The following is a 24,534-nucleotide window of genomic DNA, read 5'->3' on the forward strand; positions in this document are numbered from 1 at the left end:
TTTATATTTTTATTTTTATTAAAAATGGATAAATTAGTATTAATATCTATTAAATAAGCAATACTATATAGAAGAATTTATTTAACTATATTTATAGGGAGTGGTATTAAATGAAAATTCCAAATCATATTGGAATAATTCCTGATGGTAACAGACGTTGGGCAGAAAATAATGGCTTAAATAAAGAAAATGGATATAAGTGTGGTATAAATCCTGGTCTTTTTCTTTTTAAACTTTGTCATGAGCTAGGCATAAAAGAAATTACATATTACGGATTTACCACTGATAATACAAAAAGACCTAAAGTTCAAAAAGACGCCTTTACTCAAGCTTGCATTGATGCTGTAAATCTTTTATCTAAAGAAAATGCTGAATTATTAGTAGTTGGAAATACAGAATCTCCTTGCTTTCCAAAAGAACTCCTTCCTTTTACTGAAAGAAGAGTATTTGGTAAAGGAGGAATCAAAGTTAATTTTCTTGTTAATTATGGCTGGGAATGGGATTTAAATTTATCTAGACTTACTCATAAACAAAGAAAGCCTATTGATATAGCACTTCATTCAGAAGATATATCTAGGATTGATTTAATTATTCGTTGGGGTGGCAGACGCAGACTAAGTGGATTTTTACCAATACAATCTGTTTATTCTGATTTCTATGTAGTAGATGATTATTGGCCAGATTTTATACCTCAACACCTTTATGATGCCTTAGATTGGTATTCTGATCAGGATGTTACATTAGGAGGATAATAAGAATAAGGATGTGATTGAAATGAAAAAAGCTATTGTAATAGGAGGTGGAGTAAGCGGATTATCTATAGCTGCTAGACTTTTATATAAGGGATTTAATGTAGAGATTTATGAAAAAAACAAACATATAGGTGGTAAAACAAATTTTCTGACTCTTGGTGATTTTAGATTTGATTTAACTGCCTCTTTAATAATGATGCCTAATGATTATATCCAAGTGTTTACTGATTGCAATAAAAATTTTAAAGACTATTTTACTATTAAACCTATAAATACTTTATATAAAGTTTTTTACTATGATGGTACTTATTACGACTTCAAAACATCATTGCCACAGCTTTGTAAAACAATTGATAATATTAGCTATAATGACATTGCTAGCACCTACGGTTATTTTAACTTTATTTCTTCTAATTATAAAAAATATTTACTTTCTGAAAAATATTTTTTAAATAAACCTTTTATAAATAATCTTGATTTTTTTAATCCACTAACTTTAAATAAAGCTTCAAAACTTCATACATTAACCTCTTGTTATAAAGATTGTAGTAAATATATAAAAAATAATAAACTTAAAAATTATTGTCTATTTCAAAGCATGTATGTAGGTGTATCCCCATATTCATCACCTAATATATATAATTTAATTCCTGCTGTAACTCAATACAAAGGTCTTTATTACATACAAGGTGGAATGTATGCTTATGTAAAAGCTTTAGAAAAGTTAGTTCTTGATTTAGGCGGATCCATTAATACTAGCTCCGCTGTAAAAGAAATAATATTTAATAATAAAAAAGCTGTTGGAGTTAAAGTTAAAAATAGAACTAAATTTTCTGATATAGTAGTTTGTTCTACTGATTATTCTTATGCTATGTCAAAACTTATTAGTTCAAAAAAAATTGAACCATTTAAAACTGATATTAATAATTTTAAATACTCCTGTTCAACTTTTATACTATACTTAGCATTAGACAAAAAATATCCTGTACTTAATATACACAACATATACATAAATAAAGATTTTAAAAAAAATTTAGAGGCTCCTTTTTATCAATAAGCTATCTAAAGATCCATCCTTATATATTTATTGTCCTAGTTCAATAGATAACTCACTTTGTCCTAAGAATTGTGAAACAATAAATGTAATGGTTAGAGTACCAAACTTATTATCAAAAGATATAGTTTGGAATACATCGACCATAAAAAACATTGAAAAAAGCATATTTAAAATCTTATGTGGCATAAAAGGCCTTGAAGATATTAAATCTCATATAGTGTATAAATCCTATCTTACTCCTGAAGATTTTAAAAATACTTATAATACATACTATGGATCAGCTTTTGGTATTAGCCATAATTTAAATCAAAGCTTAATATTTAGACCTCAATACTCTATACCTAAGATTCATAATCTTTATTTTACTGGTGCTTCTATCCACCCTGGAAATGGAATATCAATGGTTTTAAAATCTTCTAAAATATGTGCTGACTCAATAAAAAATTAATAGAAGGAGTTAAAACTAACTCCTTCTACATCTTAATTAATAAATAGTAATTATCTTTTTCTTTTAAATAATACTATACCTGCAACAGCTAATATTCCACCAACTAATCCAACAGCCATAGCTGATCTTCCACCTGTTTGTGGTAATTTACCACTATTAGATGTACTTCCACTATTTCCTGAATTGTTTGCTGTGCTATTATTTGATGTATTATTTGAACCATTACTATTTTCTGCATTACTTGAATTATTATTTTCATTTCCTGCATTTGATTGTAATGAATTCATAGCATTTCTTAAATTAGCTTCAGCTTTTGCAATTTCTTCTGAAGTTGCATCTTCACTTGCAAATACTTTATTTGCTTCTTCTAATGCTTTTTCAACTGCTTTAAAGCTTGCAACTGTATATTTATTACTATCTAAGCTTTCTGCTTTATTTATTAATTCTTCTAACTTATCCTTACTTGGTTTTAATCTTAATTGTAAGAATGATTTTAATAATCTTGTATAAGTTTCTGATACTTCATCTTCCATTGCATTTTCATCTGCTATTACATTATTTGCAATAGTTAATGCATCTTGCATTTTGCTCCAAGTTGAAGCTATATATTCTGACTCATTTAATCCGTTAATTCTTTCTATTAATGTTATTAAAGCTGTCTTATCGCCCTTCTTGAATTCTAACATTTGCATTGCATTACTTAATCTATCAAATGATGCATTTACTTCTTCTTGAGTTGCTTCATCATTTGCTAAAATTTCTTGTGCTTCTGCAAGTGCTGCTTTAAATTCATTTGCAACTGCTGGCACTACATTAGAAAGTTCTTCATCAGTTACTTCTAAAGCAGTTTCTACAGCTATTTCTAAATGTAATTTAATTACATTGCTTGGAGGTGTTACTGGCTTTTCTACTAAAGCTTCAATTGCTGCTTCTAAAGCAGATTTTGCAGTATCAACCTCTTCTTGAGTTGCTTCTTCATTATCCAATACTTTATTTGCTTCTTGTAAAGCAGTAGTTAACTTACTCCAGCTTTCTTGAGTATATTCACTTTCAATTAAAGTGTTAGCATTATCAACTACAACTTGTAATACTGATTTATCAACTTCAGGTGTTGGTGGAACTTCTTCTCCATTATCTGATGTTGTGAAGTTTACGCTTGCTGGTACTAATGAAGTATTTCCAGCTGCATCTACAGCAATTACTTTAACAGTATAATTAATATCTTTATTTAATTCTTCTAAAGTATAAGTTAATTCTGATACTTCACCTTGAAGAACTCCATTTAAATAAACTCTGTATGCAACTACAGCAACATTATCAGTAGCTTCACTCCATGTAACTTCTGCAGTTGTTTCAGATGTAACATTTACGTTAATAGCTTCAATATTACTTGGTCTTTCTTTATCTGCACCTACTGTAGTTATAGCAGTAACAGCTTCAAAAGCACTTGCTCTCCCAGCTTCATTTACAGCTTTAACAACAAAAGTATATTCAGTATTTTCATTTAAGTTTGAAACTCTGTAGTAATTGCTTACTGTTTCACCAATCTTTACATCACCTTCATAGATTTCATAAACTACAGCTTCATCTATTACTGGCCATGTAAGAACTAATGTAGAGCTTTCAACACCAATAGCTTCAACCTTTGAACCTGCTGGAATAACTGGCCCTTGCGCTTCTTGAGCAACTAAAGCATTTGCTTTTTCAGTAAGCGTAGCTACTGCATTTGCTACTTCTTCAACAGTCGCTTCATCATTATTCATTACAGTTACAGCATTATTATAAGCATTTTTAAATTCGCTCCATGTTTCAGCTGTATAGTTAGCTTCAGCTTTGTGGCTGTGTTCTTCAATTACATTTTGTAATTCTGATTTATTAACAATTTCACTATCTACTGGTTTTAATACCTTGAAGTAGTCTAAGTTAACTGCATTTTTACCATCACGAGCTACAGCTGTCATTAAAATAGTGTGTTCACCATTTTCTAAATCTTTAAATGCTGCGACTAAAGATTGGTCATCTCCAGTACTACTTCCTGCTAATGAGAAGTTTCCTTGCGCTTTTCCATCAATTGATATATCAAAGCTTGCAAAGTTTGCATGTTTTTGAGCATAAACTTCTATGCCAGTTCCTGTGAATGTGTAAGAAATTGTAGCACCTGTACTTGATTCTGTTTTAGTTCCACCATGGTGTCTATCTGATTCACCAGCCCAAACTGACCAGTTTCCACCCCAAGTTATATCTGGATTTTTAGTATTATCCATATATCCATCTTCAACTATCACTTCATTAACATTTACTTCTGCAAGAGCTACTGTTATATCAACATAGCCACTTATAGAAGCATCATCTTTTGAAGTTGCTGTAACTCTAACAGTTCCATTAACTTCACCAGTAGTTAATACTCCATTTTCATCAATAGTTGCAATAGTAGAATCATTTACAGACCATGTAACATCTTTATTAGTAGCATCATTTGGAAGAACTGTTGCTACCATTTGAACTTCACTATTAGCCTTACCTACAGTTGTTATTCCTGATTTAGTTCCAACTGATATTGATGTTGGCTTAACAGATGAATTATCTAATACTTTAAATGCATCAAGTTCAACTTTAGTTCTACTTGCAGCATCAACCTTTGTATTTGTTGCTTTAACAACAATTGTATGCTTGCCATATTCTAAATTTTCATTAGAATATACAACCTTTTGTCTTACTGTAGAAGCACTATATGTGCTAACTTCACCTTGGCTAACTCCATCAATAATTATTTCAAACTTACCTCTATCGTGATTAGTACAGCTAATTACTTCTATTCCTGTACCAACGAATGTTAAAGTAGCTGTTTCTCCACCAACTGGACTTTCAATAAATTTAATTGTTCCAGCATAGTTTACAGACTCACTCCAGTTACCCCATTCACCTGAATAAGAAATACGCGCATCTCTATCATCAATATATCCAGACATATTTCTTAAGTCGTTTACTGATACACTTGAAGATATATTTGATTCTATTCCATTTACTACTGCTGAAACGCTATAAGCAAATGTACCTAATATATCTTGTGCATTATTATCTTCAAAAGTAACTTCTGAAATATTTTCTGCAACTAGTACAACATCACCATTATTAACTTGACGATATACATTATAAGTAACATTGTCTCCTTCAACTGCATCCCATGATAAATTTACTGAACTATCTAATATTCTTTCTGCAGTTAAACCTGTAGGTGCATCTAACTTTTCTTCAGCTCCTGGAATTTCAGTTATTGTATAAGTTTCACCAACTTCTGTATTAAATGAAATCTTATCTTCTTCAACAACTGTAAACTCTATATTTTCTCCCTTAGAGTTAGTTACTTTAGCAAGATTTAATCCAGCATACTTAGCTACTGCTTCTCCACCATTGTTAGATTTAACAGTTAATTCATATGCAACTCCATTTGACCATTTTGCACCAACTTCAAAGTTTCCTCTTGCAAGTAATCCATCATATGAACCATCAGCCCATGTATCTGGAAGTGCTGGTAAGAAGTATACATATCCCATATTACTTTGCATTAACATTTCAGCTATTCCTGCTGTTGCTCCAAAGTTACCATCGATTTGGAAAGGTGGATGTGCATCCCAAAGGTTAGAATAAGTTCCTCCCCCGTTAGCTTGTCCTGTTCCAACTCTCTTTAATTGCTTAGTTAATAATTCATAAGCTTTATTTCCTTCACCTGCTCTAGCCCAAGAATTAATTCTTTGTCCCATTCCCCATCCAGTAGATTGATCTGTTCTATTATTTAATGATACTAAAGCAGCATCTAAAAGCTCTGGAGTTTCAACTGAAATAGAATCTCCTGGGAATAATCCTAAAAGATGAGACATATGTCTATGTCCGTATCCTTCACTTGGAATACTATTTAAAGTAGTTTCTTCAAACCATTCTTTAATTTGACCATCATCACCAATTTGAATTGGATCTAATTTAGATTGAGTATCTTTCCACTCTACAACTAAATCTGCATCTACACCTAATGTTTCTGCAGCTGTAATTGTATCTTCATATAATTGCCATATTAATGTTTGTTCGTATGTGTTACCAACTGTTCTTGGTCCATGTTCTGGAGAATATGTTGGTGAAGAAACCATTCTTTGTTGTACTTCATCCCATACTAACATATTTTCATAAAGATTTACTTCTTCTTTCATCATTGGATAAATTACATCTCTCATGTATTCAACATCACCAGTGTATTCATACATTTCCCAAACATTTTGTAATATCCATGGCACTGCTGCTGGAGACCATCCCCAGTCAAAGCTCCAACCTGGACAAGTCCATCCAAATGGAGTATTTTGAGTATGAGCCATAAATCCATTTGCTTCAATATATTCTCCATTTTCATCCTTAGCACTTTCTACTCCAGCATAAATTCTTGCTGTTTCACGTCCTGGCTCTCTTAATGAATCAATATACTCAACTAAAGGAGTAGCACATTCAGCCATATTAGTAGAATAAGTTGGCCAATAATTCATTTGAAGATTTACATTCATGTGGTAATCTGAACTCCAAGCAGGGTTATTTTTATTATTCCACACCCCTTGTAAGTTAGATGGAAGTTGAGAATCTTCTCTTGAAGAAGCAATTGTTAAATATCTTCCATATTGGAAGAACATTACTTCAAGAGCTCTTCTTGCTTCTTCAGAAACTGTGTTGTTTCCATATCCACTTAAAAGTTCATCTGTTGGAATATTGGGTAAAGCTTGTCCTAAATCTAAATCAACTCTATCAAATATACTTTTATAATCAGCTATATGATCAGCTTTAACCTCTTCATAAGATTTTCCATCTAAAGCTTCAATAACATCTCCAACTCTAGCATCTAATTCTTCAGCAGTTTCTCCTGTACGATACTCAGGATAATCATTTTTATAATCTGTAGCTGCTGATATATAAATTGTAGCTGAAGTTGCATTTTCTACTGTTAACTTATCAGTACCTTCTGTAACTTCACCATCATCACTTACTATCTTTAATTGTGAGTTATATTTTAATTGATTGTCTGATACTTCACCTTCTAATGTAATAGTATCATTTTCTACTATAGTTGTTGCTCCTTGCTTTGAAGGGAAACTTACATCGAAATTAAGTTTATTTTCACCATTAGCCTCAACTCTTATAACCATAACATCATCTGGATGACTTACGAAGTTTTCTCTAATATATTCAGTATCTCCATAAGTATAATTTACAGATGAAATAGCATTTCTTAAATTAAGATCACGAACATAATCTGTTACGTTATTTTCGTCAATTCCAATAAAATCTAAATTTATTTCTCCCCAAGCTTGATATGCTCCATATCCATCACTAATACCAACTAATTGATTACATAAAGAACTAGCTGTAGCATCACCTTCATCTGTATGAAGTGCAAAATTTTCTCTAACTTGTTGTAAAATTTCATACATTGGTGTTATACCATCATTAGCATATTCCTTGTTACCACCATTATAATTAGGACGTTTGTCACTTGGACCGCCTGTCCAAAGTGTCTTTTCATTAAATGTGATACGTTCATGTACTATTTCTCCGTATACATTCCCTCCAATATCTCCATTCCCAATAGGTAAAGTATACTCTTGCCACATATTATCTTCAGTAAGCCCAGCTGCTCCTTGTGAAGAAGGCTTTGTGTACCACAATCTCAAATCGTTTTCATCAAAATGTGAGTTCTTATTGGCTTCAGTATTTGTATCAGCTACAACAGTTTGGCATAAAGATACTGCCATTGTACCTGCTAATACTGCAGACAAAATCTTTTTTCTTCTTTTTCCCATATTATCCTCCTCATTATTTTTAATTAGCTTCCCCTTTAACCTAATTGCAATCCAGTTTTTTTCAAAAAAATATATTTTTCCCTGGATAATTTCATATTATCAAACTTAACTTTTTAGGTCAATAAAATAGCAATTTAGTTACTTTTTTTGCCAATATATTTATATAAAAAAAAAATTGCCGCAAGCCTAAACTTACGACAACAAATCCTACGTAACCCTAAAGGGTTATTTATATTATATCCGTTTTCTAGCACATTTATTCATAAATAAAGTTAATATTCCTTACTTGACACAAATTAATATAAACATTAAAATTTAATGACCGTTATTATAAGGAGAATGATGAAATGTTAATTGGAAAAAACATTAATGATGAAAATAAATATTTAAAAAATACTATAAAAAAAATAAATGAACTTTTAGATTCTTATGGTGTTTCAAGTGAAAAACAAGATAAAGAAATTATTAATCACAGAAAATTCTTATGGGATAATAGAGCTGAACTAGATGAAATTGAAATAAATGAAAATTGTAGCCAAGTTGCTTTAAATGAACAGCTACACTCTAAAAAACTTTCAAGAATAAGAACATTAGAAAAACAACTTAGCAATCCATATTTTGCAAGATTAGATTTTAAAGAAGATGGTGAAGAACTTGAAAGCTTTTATATAGGATTATCTACCGTTGAAGATGAAGATAATTTTGAAATGTTAGTTTTCGACTGGCGTTCTCCTGTAGCAAATATGTTTTATGATTTTGAAGTTGGTCCTGCATATTATGATGCTCCTGTAAGAAGAATTTCAGGACAAATTGATTTTACTAGACAATATAATATAAAAAATGGTGAAATTGTGTTTATGCATAATTCTGATGAAAGTTTATGTGATGAAGCATTAAATTCTATGCTTAGCAATAATGCAACAGATAAAATGAAAAACATAGTAGCAAGTATTCAAAAAGAACAAAATGATATTATTAGAAGTGATGATAGTAAAATATTATTTATACAAGGCGCTGCTGGTTCTGGTAAAACTTCAATTGCATTACATAGATCTGCTTATCTTTTATATAAGCATAGAAAAAATCTTACTGCAGATAACATTTTAATCTTCAGTCCTAACGAAGTATTTGCTGAATATATTTCTGACGTATTACCTGACTTAGGTGAAAGTAATATTCGCCAAACAACTTTTGAATTATATGCTAAAAAGTTCTTACCTCAAAACTTTATTTATGAAAATAAAAATGATCATTTAGATTATATTTACTCTAATGATAATAACTTAAGTGAATTTAAAACACGAGCTAAATCAATGGAATATAAAAATACTAAAGAGTTTATGGATGTTCTTAATAATTTCGTAATAGATATTCCTAAATTAATAACTAATATTAAACCTATTACTATTGAGGGAACTCAAATAATTTCTAAAAAATCAGTAGAAAATACAATTTTTGAACGTTTTAACGATATTCCATTCTTAAATAGAATTGATGTTATTAAGCAAAGTCTTTTCTCACAAGTTGAAAATAAATATTTATCTAAAAAAGATAATTCTAATTTTGACTATGTAGAGGATAAAAAATTATTCTATGATTATTGCCTTGAGCAAGTTAACTTACAAGTTGATAATATGATAGATACTTTAAATAGCGTTTCTATTTATAAATTACTATGGGAAAACATAGAAAAGTATACTGATAGTAACTTAGATGAAATTAAGAATCTTACATTAAAGTATATTGGATATAACGAAGTAAAGTATGAAGACATTACCCCTATAATATATATTAGAGCCGCATTAGAAGGTTTTAGAAGTTATGGAAACATGAAACATGTTCTTGTAGATGAATGTCAAGATTATAGTCCATTATTCTATGAAATAATAAAGAAATCTTTCCCTAATGCTTCAATAACTATTATGGGAGATTTAAATCAAAGAATAGATAAACATTCAAATGTAAAAAATAGAAATAGTATTACTGAAGTATTTGATGATGTTAAAACAGTAGTTTTAACTAAGAGCTATCGTTCTACTTATAACATAACTACATTCACTAAGGATATATTAGATACTCATGAACCTATTGAAGCTGTAGATAGAATTGGTGAAAATCCAACTATTCATATTACAGATAGTAATGTGGAAAGTTTAATTTCTTCTACAATTTCATCAATGAAAGATAAAGGATATAAATCAATAGCTATAATCTGTAAAAACAAAGAAAATTGTGAAAAACTTTATGATAAATTAAAAGCAATTAATTCTCATATAAACTTAATAACTAGTGATAAATGTGAATTTAAAGTTGGTGTAAATGTAATATCATCTTATTTAGCCAAAGGCTTAGAATTTGATGGTGTTATATTAGCAGATGGTGAAAATTATCTAGGTTTAGAAGACAAGCATCTATTCTACACAGCCTGTACGAGAGCATTACACGAATTACACATATACACTAATAAATCACTAGAAGCTATCCTTCCAAAGGATACTACCCTTTACACAATCACAAGTGAATATTAAAATTAACTATAATGCCGAAAAGTTTGTTATATATCCTTCAGGAATATAACAAACTTTTCTTTATAACCTACTTTAATAATAATACTAAAGTAGCTAAACCTAAAATTTAATACTCTTATTCAAAAGGAGTATTTTCAAATTCCATGAAAAATCCCTTAGGATGTAGGCATACTGGACATGCTTCTGGTGCTCCATTTCCTTCGTAAATATATCCACAATTAGTACACATCCATTGCATTTTAGTTTCATTCTTAAATAACGAATTATTTTCTAACTCTTTTGCATATTTAGAAAATCTATTTGCATGTACTTTTTCAATAGAAGCTATTTTTTCAAATAAAATAGCTATATCTTTAAAACCTTCTTTTTCAGCTACTTCTGCAAAATTCTTATATATTTCATCATGCTCTGCATTTTCATGTTCTGTTGCTAATTTTAAAAGACTTAATGTATTTTCTCCACTTTCTGCTGGATACCCTGCTGTAATAACAATTTCCTCACCTGAAAAATCTTTTAATTTTTTCATAAATTCTTTTGCGTGAGCCTTTTCTTGATTAGCTGTATAATTAAATAAATCCTGTAAAATTGAATATCCTTCTTTTTTTGCTACTGATGCAGCAAATTCATATCTATTTCTCGCTTGACTCTCTCCTGCAAAAGCCCTCATTAAATTCTTTTTAGTTTCACTATTTTTAAAATCAACCATACTTTACCTCCCTTTATATACTAACTTTATATAAGTAATTATATACACTTTTCCCATAAATATACATATAATAATGTTGTTTATTTCTCAATTTCATTTATTACTTATATTAATATACTTTAATCTCTTTTGTATATTTATCAATTTATTTTATTAATCTACTATTTGAATAATTTCTATTAATAAATTTATCTTTAAAATATTAAAAAGTAAAAATGGCAAATGAAAGCTTAAATTCTCTAAAAGTTTATTGAAATAATTAAATTTAATCTTATTCAATAACATTCAACTTTAAGAATTTATTCCTTCAATTTGCCGTTTTATTTTAATTTACTATTTTAAGTTCATTTTTTATAATATTTTTAGCTATAATAATTATTTTTTAATACTATCTTAATGTTTTTATTTATTCTTTATTACCTTTTAGCATTTCTCCAATAGCAGCAATACTTCCAAGTGAAGATAATGTTTCATTTGGTAATATAAGTTTATTAGCTGGATTATTAGCCATTTCTTTTAATGCTTCAACTTGTTTTAATGCTATAACTGTCTCGTTAGTTCCTGATTCAATAATAGCTTGGTTTACTTTCCTAATAGCTTCTGCTTCTGCTATTGCTATTTGTTCTATAGCCTTAGCCTTACCTTCTGCTTCAAGTAATTGAGATTCTTTTAAACCTTCTGCTCTTCTAATATTAGCTTGTTTTTCAGCTTCTGCTCTTAATATTTGTGATTGCTTTTCACCTTCAGCCTTTTCAATTTGAGATTGTCTTAAACCTTCTGCTTGAAGAATCATAGCTCTCTTATCTCTTTCAGCCTTCATTTGTTTTTCCATAGCTTCTTGTATTTCAGCTGGTGGAATTATGTTTTTAATTTCTACTGATAACACTTTTATTCCATAAGCATCTGTAACTTCATCAATTATACCTAATAACTGTTGATTTATAGCATCTCTTCCTGCTAGAATTTCGTCTAAACTCATATTACCTAAAATATTTCTTATATTAGTAGTTGCTGAATAAACTAAACCTGATTTATAATCTTCAATATTATATACAGCATCTTTAGCATTTAACATTTTATAGAAAATAACATTATCAACTGAAATCTTAACATTATCTTTAGTAATAACTGATTGTGGTGGTACATCTAAAATTTGTTGTTTAGTTGATACCTTTTTTCTCACAAAATCTATACCTGGAATTATGAAATGCCATCCTGGTTCTAAAATTCTATGGAATTGTCCTAACCTTTCTACTACATATAAATACCCTGTATTTACAACTTTGATTGATGATAATAACAAAATTAATATAATTACTAATAATGCTACTAAAAATATCATGCCCATCATAATTAATCCTCCTTTAAACTTACAACTAATTTATTTCCTTCTATACCTATTATAGTATATTGTTCACCTTTTTTTATAATTTTTCCTTTATTATAAGCAGTCCAATAAATACCACTTACTTTTATTTTAGATGTTTCTCCCATATCTTCTTCTGCAGTCATAACCATCCCAATGTAGTTTTGTTCCATTGTTTTTACATGATTTACATCAGCTTTGAATTTTTTCTTTGCCCAAGGATAACCAATAGAAACCGTTGCAACACCTATTATTAAGAATGCTACTATTTGCCACGTTACTGATACACCTATTAAAGAAAGAATTATTGCAACTAAAGCTCCGATAGAAAACCACATAAATATAAAACTACTAGTAACAATGTCAATAGCAATTACAACAATAGCAACAATTATCCAAGTAATTACCTCCCACATTCACTTTCCCCCTTCCACTTACTTTATTCTATAAATTTAATAGACTACTTATGATTATATTAATTTAATTATACACCATTTTATTCTATTTTTTCATAAATTAATATTTATTAAATATTAACTACAATCTTATTATAATTTATCACAAACTATTTTGCAAGTTATTTTTTATCTTTAAAAGAGTTATTTTTTATCACTTAATTCTTTTTAAATTGATTCTCCGTTGAATTTCATTGATTTTCTAAGGTTTTCCTTTTATTATTTACTTATGTGTATTTTATTAGCTCACTAATACAATACTAAATTTATATAATGTAATGGAGATGATAATATGGATTTTATTAAAGTAGGATCTGCTTGTCCTAAAACCAAAGTAGCAGATGTTCTTTATAATGTTGAAAATATATGTTATTGCATTGATAAATCTTATGATAGTAATGTAAAGTTTCTTGTTTTTCCTGAGCTTTGCATAACTTCATACACTTGCTCTGATTTATTCTTAACTTCCACTCTTTTAAATAAAGCATTAGACGGTATTAAATTGATTTGTGAAAAAAGTGTTGATAAAGATATGCTTTTAGCCGTAGGTGCACCTTTAATACATAATAATGTTTTATATAATTGTGCCATTATTATATTTAATGGGAGGATTTTAGGTATTGTTCCTAAATCATATATTCCTAATTATAGTGAATTTTATGAAAAAAGATGGTTTACAGAAGGTGTTAATCTAATAGATGAAATAATAAATCTACCTTTCCAAGAAAATATTCCTTTTGGAACTAATTTAATTTTTGCAGCTGGCGACTATAAATTTGGAGTAGAAATTTGTGAGGATCTTTGGGTTACTATTCCACCTAGTTCATACCTTTCACTTTTAGGAGCAAATATTATAGGAAACCTTTCTGCTTCAAATGAACTTGTAAGTAAAAAGGATTATAGAGTTTCATTAATTTCTAATCAAAGTGCTAGATGTATGTCATCATATATTTATTCTTCTGCAGGAGTTCACGAATCCACTACTGATCTTTTGTTTAGTGGTCATTTAGTAATAAGTGAAAATGGTTCTATCCTAAAGCAAAATGATAGATTCCAAAGAGAAAATGAAATTATAACTTCTTGTATTGATATATTTAGACTTAATGCTGAAAGGCTTAAAAATTTAAGCTATAGGGATGCAAGTAAAATGGTTCCTTTTAAAGCTAAAAATATATATTTTAATTTTAAAGATACCAATATTAAAGAATTTGATAGATATGTTGATAAGCATCCATTTGTTCCATCAAATGAACATGAAAGAGAAGAAAGATGTAAGGAAATCTTCAACATTCAAGCTTCAGCTCTTGCAAAGCGTTTAGAGCATACTAACTTAAAGAAAGCTGTTATAGGTATTTCTGGTGGTCTTGATTCTACGTTAGCTCTTTTAGTTGTAGTTAAAACTTTCAAGCTACTTGGTATTGATAATAAGAATATCATAGCAATAACTATGCCTGGCTTTGGTACAACAGATAGAACTTATAATAATGCTTTAACTCTATGTAAAGAATTAGGTACAGACTTACGAGAAATTAATATAGTAGATGCTGCTCTTCAACATTTCAAAGATATTGGTCATGATAAAGATATACATGATGTAACTTATGAAAATGTTCAAGCTAGAGAAAGAACTCAAATTCTTATGGATTTAGCTAATAAAGAAGGTGGATTATTAATTGGAACTGGAGATTTATCTGAACTTGCTCTTGGATGGTGTACTTATAATGGGGATCATATGAGTATGTATTCTGTAAATCCTTCAATTCCTAAAACTCTTGTTAGATACTTAGTTAAGTATGTAGCAGAAAAAGAATCTAATAAAGAAGTATCTCATACATTGTTAGACATTTTAGATACTCCTGTTAGTCCTGAACTTTTACCTAAGAGTGAAAAAGGTGATATAGTTCAAAAAACGGAAGATATAGTTGGACCATATGAATTACATGACTTTTTCTTATATCATTTTATAAAACATGGATCTTCTAAAGAAAGAATACAATTCTTAGCTGAAATTGCATTTAAAGATGATTACTCTAAAGAAGAAATTAATAAATGGTTAGATAAATTTATTTATAGATTTTTCACTCAACAATTTAAGAGAAGCGCACTTCCTGATGGCCCTAAAGTTGGTTCAATTTCTTTAAGCCCACGTGGAGACTGGAGAATGCCTTCTGATGCTTCTTTCAATTCATTTAAATAAAGTTAAATTAAAAATAGCTGTTGCATAAATTGCAACAGCTATTTTATTATTTATTTCTAACTTCTTTTAATTTATCTTCTACCATTTTTATTAATTTATCTTTATCTTCTTCACTATTAACCACATCCATATTGTCCATATCTACAATAAGAACTTGTGATGCTTTATAATGGTTATTAACCCAATTATCATAATCTCTCCATAAGAATTGATAATATTCTTTTAAACTATCGTCAACCTCAAAATCTCTACCTCTAAGATTTATTCTATTTATAACAGTTTCAAATGATCCTTTAAGATAAATCATAATATCTGGAGCCTTCTTTGGTAAAGATTCAAGCTCTTCCATCATATTATTTAATAAATTTTCATATATATTCATTTCTAATTCTGAAATTCTACCAAGCTCCATATTTTTCTTAGCAAAATACCAATCTTCGTATATTGATCTATCTAAAATATTATTATCATTTATTAATGCTTCTTTAATACTTTTAAATCTAGTATTTAAGAAATATAATTGTAATAAAAATGGATATCTCTTTCTTTGAATCTCTTCCTCTGATTCACTGTAAAATAGAGGTAAAAGCGGATTGTCATCCACACTTTCATAAAAAACATCTGATTTAAAATGTTCACCTAATATCTTTGCTACAGAACTCTTTCCAAGTCCTATCATTCCACCAACAACTAGCAACATACTTCACCTATCCTTCATCCTTAGTGCACGTTTTATAATACTTTGTAATATTTTCTGTGTCAAGCTTTGAATTAAATCTCTAATTTAAATATCCTATACTCTCATCTGCCATCATATTTAAAGTTGCACTTACTTCTTCTATTACATCTACATAGCTTAAAAATAAATCTACTTTTATTTCTGAAAAATCTTCACTTATATCAGTTATTTCTCCATAAATAATTTTTCCATAATCAATAAGATTTTTTAAAATTACATTTTCACTCTTAGGAATATACCCTAATAAATATCCATTGTCAGCTAAAATCATTATAGAATTCTTATCATATAAATTATCTTTTTCCCTTTTTAAAAATACTTCTTTTCCCTTTATAAGTTTTTCTTCTATTATAGTTAAATCTCTATATTTAATTCCTGCTATATGAGTTTGTAATAAGAAAATATCTTTTGAATGTGGTTTTACCTTAACATCTTCTATGTTAATAAAACGACTTTCTTTTTCTTCATCATTTCTATTATTTAAAAAACGTTCCATACTTCTTTTTAAATTTTTATCATCCTCTAAAGAACATGCTATTTTAATTTCCTCATTAATTTCTTTGCTTTTATATTCATAAAAATTCTTTAAATTAGCAAAAGCTGCTCTTCTTGTAGCTATATATCGTGTTTTTAACGCTTTAATATTAATATCTATATAGTCTTTAGCTAAGTCTTCCATATCTGAAATTATTAGATATAAAGCAATATCTTGTGCATATCTATAATCTATATATTCTTTATTTATTTCTTCCTCGTATATAGTTTCTTTTTCATAATTTATTTTATCAAAGTCAATATTTTCACATGCAAATTTTATTAAATTATTCTTATCTAACTTGTCCTCTTTTTCTAAAATATATTGATAAATGTAATTATTAAATGGCTCGTACTTTAATACATCTTTAAAATCATTAAATTTTAATTCAATATCAAATACACTTGCAATATCAATTGCTATTTTTTTATCATAACTCCCAAAACTTATTTCATCTTTTATTATTTCTTCATAATTATAAGATAAAATTTTATTTGTAATATTATCTCTTAATTCCTTTTCAAATTCTGAAAGTTCACTTGCCATTTTATTATCTTCATCATATAGTAACATCAACATACTATACATTACATATAAATTATCAAAATTAATATCAAATTTTTTATAGTACTCAAAATATAGATTTATTATCTCAAATGTTATATATTCTCTCAATGTATCTTCAATCTGACACAATAACTTTAAATTTCGTGTAAATATTTCATACTTATTTTTTGTTTTTCTACCGCTACCAAAATAATTTAAATAATCATATTCATTAAATTTTAATATAAGTAATACCTCTTCTAAAATGTTATTTAAACTTCCCTCTTCTATAATCCATTCTTTAATTTCTTCAGTTAGTGGTTCCAAATTACTTACAGCAATAATCTTCCCATACCCATTGCTTGCTTTAGCAATATTGAAAATAATAGAATTACACATACTATATTCTTTTATTGCCTCTATGCAATAAAAGATAAACTCATTGTGATTTGAATATATCTTTAAAATTTCTAATGCATCTATATTATCTGCAAATCTTAATAATGTTAATCCTAATTTAATTCCTTCGCTCTCTTCACATTCATTTGCATAATATTTTCCTGTAATAAACAATTCCTCTTTAGTTATCATTCTTTCTTTCAATAAAATTTTTATTTTATCTATAAATATAAAATAATAATCTATTATAGGAAATCTTTTTATAAATCTAATAACATCTTCAGCTTTTCCCTCATATTTGAATGATTCTATTAAAATTTCTAATAACCCATTAGCTAGTTCTTCTTTTTCCCTTGCTGTAATAGATTGATCTAAATAAATTGCGTCACATTCTTTTTCCCCAGCCATTAGCATATCAATTTTTTCATAGGGTTTATATTTATACTTATTCCACCATTCCATTAAATCTACAAACTTTTTTGTTTTCATACCCCACCTCTTTATCCCATTATTTTAAGTACTTATATTATATTATATTTTATCATATCATTTAACGTTTTAGTAAAAAAAATGATACCTTAAAGATTTAAGATATCATTTTTAATATTATTTATTTTTTAAAGAATCTATATATTTTACTGCACTTAAAGCTGCAATATTTCCTTCTCCAGCTGACTTGATATATTGATATGGCTTTCCTACACAATCTCCGGCTGCAAAGCATCCTGATATATTTGTTTTCATTTCTCTATCAACATTAATGTGTCCATCCACTATCTCTAGTCCTGGTACTAATTGACCTGGTGATATGCTATCTTTTAATACAAATACACCATCAGTTTGTAATTCTGTATTTTGAAGTTTTAAACTTGAAACTTTTCCTTCACCAATAATTTCTACTGGTTTTTCTTCTATAACTTCTACATTTTCACCAATATCATAATTATCTTTATACATAGGTACATAATATACTTTGCTAGCAAGTTCACTTACGTACTTAGCTTCTTCTTCAGCTTCTTTATTATATCCAACTATAGATACAACCTTATCTCTATACAATGGTGCATCACAAGTTGCACAGTATCCAACACCTTTTCCTAAAAGTTCAACCTCACCTTTAATAGGCTTATTGTATTCCATACCAGTAGCTAAAATTACAGAAGTTGCTTCATACATTTTATCATTTACCATTAAAGCAAAATAATCTCCCATGGCGTAAATATTATTAACTCTTTCCTCAGTAATTTTGATCCCCATTTTATTAATATGCTCTAAAAACATGTCCTTAAGTTCACTACCATTAGAACCATAAAAACCCAAATAATTATTAATTTTTGGAGCTTTAATAAGCTTATTACTTAAATCTTTATGTCCGAAGATAATAAAACTCTTATTTCTTATCTTTGCATTTAGAGCTGCTGATAATCCAGCTGGGCCGCTACCTACTATGGCTATATCATATCTCTCCATAGTATTCACCTTTTTTATAAATGTTTTGCAACAGCATCTTTTAATTGAGTTTTAGGCATAAATCCAACTAAAGTATCTATAGGAGCTCCATTTTTGAACACCATAATTGTTGGTATACTTGCAACTCTATATTTTCCTGCTAAATTTGGACATTCATCAACATTAACCTTTGTGAATTTAGCATTAGTTAATTCTCCTGCTACTTCTTCATATATAGGCCCTATCATCTTACATGGTCCACACCAATCTGCCCAGAAATCTACTATACTAACACCATCAAATTCAACAACTTCTGAATTAAATTCATTTTCTTTTAAATGTTTAACCATTATACTTCCTCCTAATACCTATTATGGCATATTATTATTTTTATTAATTGTACAGCGATAATAATTATTAGTCAATAATTTTATGTTCCTAATAAATTTACCTTTGTACTTATTTTACCCCTTTTAACTTTAATAATTCTATGACTTAGTCACTTTTAGTTAGCTTTTGCATATTTATTTAAATTATTATAAATTCCCTTCTTTTTGATTAACTCATCATGGCTTCCTCTTTCCTCAATTCCATTATCAGTTAATACTATTATTTCATCTGCATTTTTAATAGTTGATAATCTATGTGCCACAACTATTGTTGTCCTATTTTTACAAAGCTCTTCTAAAGATTTTTGGATTAAATATTCAGTTACATTATCTAATGCCGATGTAGCTTCATCTAAAATTAATATAGGTGGATTTTTCAAAAATACTCTTGCTATAGAAATTCTTTGTTTTTGTCCACCAGATAATTTCACACCTCTTTCCCCAATAAAAGTATCATATCCATCCTTTAAACTCATTATAAACTCATGAATATTAGCTTTTTTTGCAGCTTCAATAATCTCTTCATCTGTTGCATCTAACTTACCATAGCTTATATTTTCTTTTATTGTTCCTGTATACAAAAATACATCCTGTTGAACTATACCTATATTTTGTCTTAATGAATCTAACTTTAAATCATAAATGCTAGTCCCATCAATTTTAATATCTCCACTATCAACATCATAAAACCTTGGTATTAAACTACAAAAAGTTGTTTTTCCTCCACCAGAAGGTCCAACTAAAGCTAACATTTTTCCACTATCAATAGATAAAGAAAGTCCATCTAAAATTTTTTCATTTTCATATGCAAAAGTAACATTATCAAAAGTTATTTTTCCTTGTACTTCCTTAAGTTCTATTGCATTATCTTTTTCCTTTTCGCATTCAACTTCCATAATATCCATAAATCTTTTAAAGCCTGTCATTCCATTTTGATATTGCTCAACAAAATTTATAAGTTTCTTTATTGGGTCAGTAAATAATTTTACGTATAAAAGATATGCAAAAAAATCTCCTAAATTTATTGTTCCATAATAAGTAAATACTCCACCAGCAATAAGAACTACATAATCAAGTATATCTACTCCAAAATTAACACCTGAAAAATACTCAGCCATAACTTTATAAGCCTGTCTTCTTACTTCCTTAAATCTATTATTACCATCATTAAATTTTTTCTTTTCATACTCATGAGCAACAAAAGCTTTAGAAATTCTAATTCCTGCTATTGAATTTTCTAATGTAGAATTTATTTCTGAAGTATGTACTCTAGTTTCCATAAAGCATTTATTCATTTTTTCTCTTTTCTTTAAAGTATAAATAACTATAAAAGGAACAAATGCAAATATAATAATAGTAAGTGGAACATTAATTGTACATAAAATTATAAATGATCCTAAAAACATTATAATTGATATAAATAAATCTTCTGGACCATGATGAGCAAGCTCTGATACCTCCATAAGATCATTAACCATTCTACTCATTAAATCACCTGATTTATTATTATCAAAATATGAATTTGGTAAATTTTCAAGATGATTAAACATATCTCTTCTCATATCACCTTGCATTCCAACACCAACAAGATGTCCAAAATATTGCATGAAATACGTACATCCCGCTTTTACTAAATACAGTATTATTAGAACTATAGCAAATATCCCTATTACTTTAATATCATTATTAGGAATTGCTTCATTTACTAAATTTCTAGTCATCATTGGATATATTAAATTGCATATTGTTGCCACAGTTGCAACTAACAAATCTAAAAAGAATAATGTTTTATATGGTTTATAATATGATATAAATTTTTTTATCATTACACCCTCCCCTTTTCTATATTACAAAAATAAGAACAAGGAACTGTACACCTTGTTCTTTAAAATATTATTATGTAAAAATCTAAAAACATTTCTTATTATTTAACGTTCAAAATTTGCTTTTATTTTAATTATTAAAGAAATCTTCTAAAATTTTCATATCTTCATCATTAAATTTATAGTTACTAACTTCTTTTTTATTTATCCACTTAATACAATTTATATTTCTATGGCAAGTCATATATTCTTTTACAGTGCCCTTAAAAACTTTTAGTGTTTCTTCTGTTTCTCCTAATTTATATTCTTTAAAAGGTTCTAAATCAAATATAGTACATTTTAATTCTTTATCTATAGCTTTACAAATACACTTATCCTCTGTTTCTTTCCCTTTCATTTCTTTTCCAAATAATCCCCAAATTTTATCTACCTTTTTTCCTCTCTCTGCTATTAGCACATTATTAAAGTCATCATAAATAACAATTGAACATCTTACTACTTTCCCCATTTGTACCTCCAATAATATAAATATTAGCTTATGCTATACCTGTATACTTAATATTAATTATAATACCTTTAAATAGATTTTTAAATATTTTTTTACATAAATATGCTAAATTTTAGCTTATTTTGCTTTAATTATCTGTATATACTTGTAATTTATGGATAATAATTATATAGGAGGTGATTTTTTTGATTATTAAATATATTCCACTTTTAGTACTATTATTTTTTTCCTTAAAACTTTTAATTTCATACGTAGAAAAATCTACAAATTCCTTAAAAAACAAAGTAGAGGATTCTAAAATAGAAAATGGTATTTTATCAATAAAAGATTTGCAAAAAAATAATTATGATAGATTTATAAAAACAATAGAATATTATTTGAAATTTAATGGCTTTACCAATATATCATTAATTGAAAATGGAACTAGTGAATTAACAAGCTTTACAGCAACTTTAAATAATGAAAAAATCTATATAAGTTGTTCTCAAAATACTTTACTTGGTAAAGAAGCTAAAGATGAAGATAATTGGTCATTAACAGGCAGACCTGATATCCAATGCTTTTTAGCTAGAATAATTAGCAATAATTATTCTAAAGGTATTTTTATTACTAACAGTTCATTTACCCCATTAGCCATTGATTTTGTTAATGAAGTAAATAATAAAAATTCTAATATAGAATTAAAACTTATTAATGGCTATGAATTAACTAGATCAGTTAGAAACTTTAATGATTATTGTTTTAAGGAGGATTTAATTAATGAGGTTTAATACATTATTTGGTTATTTTATATTAATAACATTTTCTCCTTTAATAGGAAAATTAATTAAAAATATTATTTTACTTTATAAGCAATATAAAAAATTTAAAACGCCTAATTCATTGGTACAATTAATATATAGGCTAACCCCTTATGAATTTGAAATTTGGAGTGGTGAATACCTTACAAAATTAGGCTTTACTAATGTAACTGTACTTCCTTTAGAAATGGATGGAGAGAAGGACATAATTTGCTATAAAAATAATGAAAAATACTATGTAAAATGTAAGAGGTATTCTCTAACTAACTCAGTTACTTTATATCAAGCAGAAAAATTATTAGGTGCAATGATTGCTGATGATGTAGATAATGGAATAATAATCACAACAGGACATATTTCAAAGGATGCTAAAGCTTTCTTATCTTCATTAAAAAAACCCTATAATATAGATATAATAAGTGCTGATGATTTAACCTTAACATATTCCCAATACATTTTAGAAACTAAAACTTCCTAATTATATTAAAATAAAAAAGCTAAAGACTATATCAAGCACACTTATTATAGCTTGATATAGTCTTTTAATTTTCACCTAAAGAAGTCTACTTCCTTCTTTGTCTTGTGCAAGCTTTCCTGCTTTCATAAGACCACCTAATGCCATTTTAAAGTAATTTTTACTAGTTCCAAAAGTAGCCTTTATATCTTCTGGATTAGATTTATCATTAAATTCCATAAATCCTCCATTTTTTCTCATATATGCTACTATTTTTTCTTGAAGCTCCTCTCTTTCACTTAATCTAGTTTTTCTTGGTGTTAATCCTATAACCCCATCTTCATAAATTCTTTTAACTCTTAATTTCATTTCATATCCTGGATGAACTTCATCATAATATTCATTAGGTAAAACTAGTCCACGATATTTAGCATCAATTGCAACATTTAATGTTCCAGATGGTGTTTTTGAAAATACCATTGCAGTTACTTCATCTCCAACTTTAAAAGTTCCCTCTTCTGCAATTTCTATATAATTTTCTACTTCTGTAGTTGCTGCAAGTCTTCCTGTCTTATCTAAATATATGTAAAATAAATATTTTTTACCTGTATGTAATTTATATCTTTGCTCTTTTAATGGAACAAATATATCTCTATCTAATCCAAAATCAACAAAGGCACCAAAATCGCCTTGCTGTACAACCTTTAAATAAGCAACATCACCAACTGTAGCTAATGGCTTTTTAAAAGTTGCTATTGGTCTATCTTTAGAGTCTCTATAAATAAATACCTCTACTTCCTTTCCAACTTCAACTCCCATACCTTCTGCTAGCGATTTTGGTAATAATACATCCTCTTTACTTTGTTTGTCAAGTAGATAGAACCCAAAATCTTTTTCTCTATCCACTAATAAAGTATTATACTCACCTATTCTTAACATATATCCTCCTATTTTGTATATTTTTTACTTAAGTTAACATAGTTATTAGCTGAATTCTTTATGCTTTCTATTTCAGCTTCACTTAATTCTCTAACAACTTTTGCTGGATTTCCTAAAATAAGAACACCCTCTGGAAATACTTTTCCTTGAGTTATCAAAGATCCTGCTCCTATAATAGTATTCTTTCCAATTTTAGCATTATTTAATATTATTGATCCCATTCCAACTAATACATTATCACAAATTTCACATCCATGTATAATAGCTCCATGACCTATAGTTACATCTTTACCTATTAAACATGGGCAATTTTTATCTACATGGACTACTGTATTTTCTTGAATATTAGTGTTTTTTCCAATAACTATTTTATTCATATCACCTCTTAATCTAGGTCCAAACCAGATATTAGCATTTTCTTCAATAGTTACATCACCAATTATATCAACACTTTCTGAAATATATGTACTTTCATCTATTCTAGGAATATTCCCCTCAAACTCTTTTATCATTCTGAATCTCCTTATGACCTTTTAAATTACCATAAAAGTTTAACTTTATTTTATCACCCTTTATAATTATTGTCATTATTTTAATGTATTAAGTACTA

19 protein-coding genes are annotated in these 24,534 nt (G+C 28.0%); 7 read left to right on the forward strand and 12 right to left on the reverse strand.

What is annotated here, in order from left to right; all coding sequences use genetic code 11:
• The first annotated feature begins 110 nt into the window (after positions 1–110).
• From HMPREF0216_RS09275 to HMPREF0216_RS17730, 3 genes are all read left to right on the forward strand, one after another.
• Positions 111–752, forward strand: coding sequence for an undecaprenyl diphosphate synthase family protein (locus HMPREF0216_RS09275; protein ID WP_005213785.1), 642 nt, complete (start codon positions 111–113; stop codon positions 750–752).
• Positions 753–774: 22 nt separating this feature from the next.
• Positions 775–1,809, forward strand: coding sequence for a phytoene desaturase family protein (locus HMPREF0216_RS09280; protein WP_005213786.1), 1,035 nt, complete (start codon positions 775–777; stop codon positions 1,807–1,809).
• A gap of 88 nt (positions 1,810–1,897) precedes the next feature.
• Positions 1,898–2,257: a phytoene desaturase family protein gene (locus HMPREF0216_RS17730; RefSeq protein WP_005213787.1), complete on the forward strand. Its 360-nt coding sequence runs from the start codon at positions 1,898–1,900 to the stop codon at positions 2,255–2,257.
• Positions 2,258–2,307: 50 nt separating this feature from the next.
• Here the strand turns inward: HMPREF0216_RS17730 and HMPREF0216_RS09285 are convergent, their stop codons facing one another.
• Complete coding sequence (locus HMPREF0216_RS09285) at positions 2,308–8,091, reverse strand: glycosyl hydrolase family 95 catalytic domain-containing protein (RefSeq protein WP_005213788.1); 5,784 nt, start codon at positions 8,089–8,091, stop codon at positions 2,308–2,310.
• 347 nt (positions 8,092–8,438) lie between these two features.
• Here HMPREF0216_RS09285 and HMPREF0216_RS09290 point away from each other — a divergent pair, with 347 nt between their 5' ends.
• On the forward strand, positions 8,439–10,619 hold the full coding sequence (locus HMPREF0216_RS09290) for a HelD family protein (protein WP_005213789.1): 2,181 nt from the start codon (positions 8,439–8,441) through the stop codon (positions 10,617–10,619).
• A 115-nt stretch (positions 10,620–10,734) separates the two neighbouring features.
• Here the strand turns inward: HMPREF0216_RS09290 and rbr are convergent, their stop codons facing one another.
• The 3 genes from rbr to HMPREF0216_RS09305 form a co-directional block, all read right to left on the reverse strand.
• Positions 10,735–11,325, reverse strand: a complete 591-nt coding sequence (gene rbr / locus HMPREF0216_RS09295) for a rubrerythrin (RefSeq protein ID WP_005213790.1) — start codon at positions 11,323–11,325, stop codon at positions 10,735–10,737.
• A 406-nt stretch (positions 11,326–11,731) separates the two neighbouring features.
• Entirely contained in the window at positions 11,732–12,676 is a 945-nt protein-coding gene (locus tag HMPREF0216_RS09300; RefSeq protein ID WP_005213792.1) for an SPFH domain-containing protein, read from the reverse strand.
• A 2-nt stretch (positions 12,677–12,678) separates the two neighbouring features.
• Complete coding sequence (locus HMPREF0216_RS09305; RefSeq protein WP_005213793.1) at positions 12,679–13,107, reverse strand: NfeD family protein; 429 nt, start codon at positions 13,105–13,107, stop codon at positions 12,679–12,681.
• A gap of 331 nt (positions 13,108–13,438) precedes the next feature.
• Between HMPREF0216_RS09305 and HMPREF0216_RS09310 the strand changes: the two genes are divergently transcribed.
• A complete protein-coding gene (locus tag HMPREF0216_RS09310) occupies positions 13,439–15,343 on the forward strand; it encodes an NAD(+) synthase (protein ID WP_005213794.1) in 1,905 nt (634 codons plus the stop codon).
• A 46-nt stretch (positions 15,344–15,389) separates the two neighbouring features.
• Here the strand turns inward: HMPREF0216_RS09310 and HMPREF0216_RS09315 are convergent, their stop codons facing one another.
• The 6 genes from HMPREF0216_RS09315 to HMPREF0216_RS09340 form a co-directional block, all read right to left on the reverse strand.
• Positions 15,390–16,043: a deoxynucleoside kinase gene (locus HMPREF0216_RS09315; RefSeq protein WP_005213795.1), complete on the reverse strand. Its 654-nt coding sequence runs from the start codon at positions 16,041–16,043 to the stop codon at positions 15,390–15,392.
• A gap of 79 nt (positions 16,044–16,122) precedes the next feature.
• Complete coding sequence (locus HMPREF0216_RS09320; RefSeq protein WP_005213796.1) at positions 16,123–18,051, reverse strand: HIRAN domain-containing protein; 1,929 nt, start codon at positions 18,049–18,051, stop codon at positions 16,123–16,125.
• A 117-nt stretch (positions 18,052–18,168) separates the two neighbouring features.
• Positions 18,169–19,032, reverse strand: coding sequence for an NAD(P)/FAD-dependent oxidoreductase (locus HMPREF0216_RS09325; RefSeq protein ID WP_005213797.1), 864 nt, complete (start codon positions 19,030–19,032; stop codon positions 18,169–18,171).
• A gap of 14 nt (positions 19,033–19,046) precedes the next feature.
• Positions 19,047–19,361 (reverse strand): thioredoxin, encoded by a 315-nt coding sequence (gene trxA / locus HMPREF0216_RS09330; RefSeq protein WP_005213798.1) that lies wholly within the window; start codon positions 19,359–19,361, stop codon positions 19,047–19,049.
• 155 nt (positions 19,362–19,516) lie between these two features.
• Positions 19,517–21,226, reverse strand: a complete 1,710-nt coding sequence (locus tag HMPREF0216_RS09335) for an ABC transporter ATP-binding protein (RefSeq protein WP_005213799.1) — start codon at positions 21,224–21,226, stop codon at positions 19,517–19,519.
• Positions 21,227–21,353: 127 nt separating this feature from the next.
• Positions 21,354–21,731: an NUDIX hydrolase gene (locus HMPREF0216_RS09340; protein ID WP_005213800.1), complete on the reverse strand. Its 378-nt coding sequence runs from the start codon at positions 21,729–21,731 to the stop codon at positions 21,354–21,356.
• Positions 21,732–21,916: 185 nt separating this feature from the next.
• On the opposite strand from HMPREF0216_RS09340, the gene HMPREF0216_RS09345 reads away from it, so the two are divergent.
• Together HMPREF0216_RS09345 and HMPREF0216_RS16340 are read left to right on the forward strand one after the other, a co-directional pair.
• Positions 21,917–22,501, forward strand: coding sequence for a restriction endonuclease (locus HMPREF0216_RS09345; RefSeq protein WP_040419589.1), 585 nt, complete (start codon positions 21,917–21,919; stop codon positions 22,499–22,501).
• A complete protein-coding gene (locus HMPREF0216_RS16340) occupies positions 22,491–23,009 on the forward strand; it encodes a restriction endonuclease (protein WP_005213802.1) in 519 nt (172 codons plus the stop codon). Before HMPREF0216_RS09345 ends, HMPREF0216_RS16340 begins: the two co-directional genes overlap by 11 nt.
• 75 nt (positions 23,010–23,084) lie before the next feature.
• On the opposite strand, the gene HMPREF0216_RS09355 is transcribed toward HMPREF0216_RS16340, so the two are convergent.
• Together HMPREF0216_RS09355 and HMPREF0216_RS09360 are read right to left on the reverse strand one after the other, a co-directional pair.
• Positions 23,085–23,924: a CvfB family protein gene (locus HMPREF0216_RS09355; RefSeq protein ID WP_005213803.1), complete on the reverse strand. Its 840-nt coding sequence runs from the start codon at positions 23,922–23,924 to the stop codon at positions 23,085–23,087.
• Between the two features lie 8 nt (positions 23,925–23,932).
• Positions 23,933–24,436 (reverse strand): gamma carbonic anhydrase family protein, encoded by a 504-nt coding sequence (locus tag HMPREF0216_RS09360; RefSeq protein WP_005213804.1) that lies wholly within the window; start codon positions 24,434–24,436, stop codon positions 23,933–23,935.
• Positions 24,437–24,534: the final 98 nt, after the last annotated feature.

Origin of the sequence: Clostridium celatum DSM 1785 (assembly GCF_000320405.1) — a bacterium.
GTDB classification, from domain to species: domain Bacteria; phylum Bacillota; class Clostridia; order Clostridiales; family Clostridiaceae; genus Clostridium; species Clostridium celatum.

Coding starts and splice junctions, on each gene's coding strand:
- HMPREF0216_RS09355 (WP_005213803.1), bottom strand. CDS start 23,924: ATGTTAAGAATAGGTGAGTATAATACTTTATTAGTGGATAGAGAAAAA.
- HMPREF0216_RS09280 (WP_005213786.1), top strand. CDS start 775: ATGAAAAAAGCTATTGTAATAGGAGGTGGAGTAAGCGGATTATCTATA.
- HMPREF0216_RS17730 (WP_005213787.1), top strand. CDS start 1,898: ATGGTTAGAGTACCAAACTTATTATCAAAAGATATAGTTTGGAATACA.
- HMPREF0216_RS09320 (WP_005213796.1), bottom strand. CDS start 18,051: ATGAAAACAAAAAAGTTTGTAGATTTAATGGAATGGTGGAATAAGTAT.
- HMPREF0216_RS09360 (WP_005213804.1), bottom strand. CDS start 24,436: ATGATAAAAGAGTTTGAGGGGAATATTCCTAGAATAGATGAAAGTACA.
- trxA (WP_005213798.1), bottom strand. CDS start 19,361: ATGGTTAAACATTTAAAAGAAAATGAATTTAATTCAGAAGTTGTTGAA.
- HMPREF0216_RS09335 (WP_005213799.1), bottom strand. CDS start 21,226: ATGATAAAAAAATTTATATCATATTATAAACCATATAAAACATTATTC.
- HMPREF0216_RS09310 (WP_005213794.1), top strand. CDS start 13,439: ATGGATTTTATTAAAGTAGGATCTGCTTGTCCTAAAACCAAAGTAGCA.
- HMPREF0216_RS09340 (WP_005213800.1), bottom strand. CDS start 21,731: ATGGGGAAAGTAGTAAGATGTTCAATTGTTATTTATGATGACTTTAAT.
- HMPREF0216_RS09275 (WP_005213785.1), top strand. CDS start 111: ATGAAAATTCCAAATCATATTGGAATAATTCCTGATGGTAACAGACGT.
- HMPREF0216_RS16340 (WP_005213802.1), top strand. CDS start 22,491: ATGAGGTTTAATACATTATTTGGTTATTTTATATTAATAACATTTTCT.
- HMPREF0216_RS09300 (WP_005213792.1), bottom strand. CDS start 12,676: ATGATGGGCATGATATTTTTAGTAGCATTATTAGTAATTATATTAATT.
- HMPREF0216_RS09305 (WP_005213793.1), bottom strand. CDS start 13,107: ATGTGGGAGGTAATTACTTGGATAATTGTTGCTATTGTTGTAATTGCT.
- HMPREF0216_RS09325 (WP_005213797.1), bottom strand. CDS start 19,032: ATGGAGAGATATGATATAGCCATAGTAGGTAGCGGCCCAGCTGGATTA.
- rbr (WP_005213790.1), bottom strand. CDS start 11,325: ATGGTTGATTTTAAAAATAGTGAAACTAAAAAGAATTTAATGAGGGCT.
- HMPREF0216_RS09290 (WP_005213789.1), top strand. CDS start 8,439: ATGTTAATTGGAAAAAACATTAATGATGAAAATAAATATTTAAAAAAT.
- HMPREF0216_RS09285 (WP_005213788.1), bottom strand. CDS start 8,091: ATGGGAAAAAGAAGAAAAAAGATTTTGTCTGCAGTATTAGCAGGTACA.
- HMPREF0216_RS09315 (WP_005213795.1), bottom strand. CDS start 16,043: ATGTTGCTAGTTGTTGGTGGAATGATAGGACTTGGAAAGAGTTCTGTA.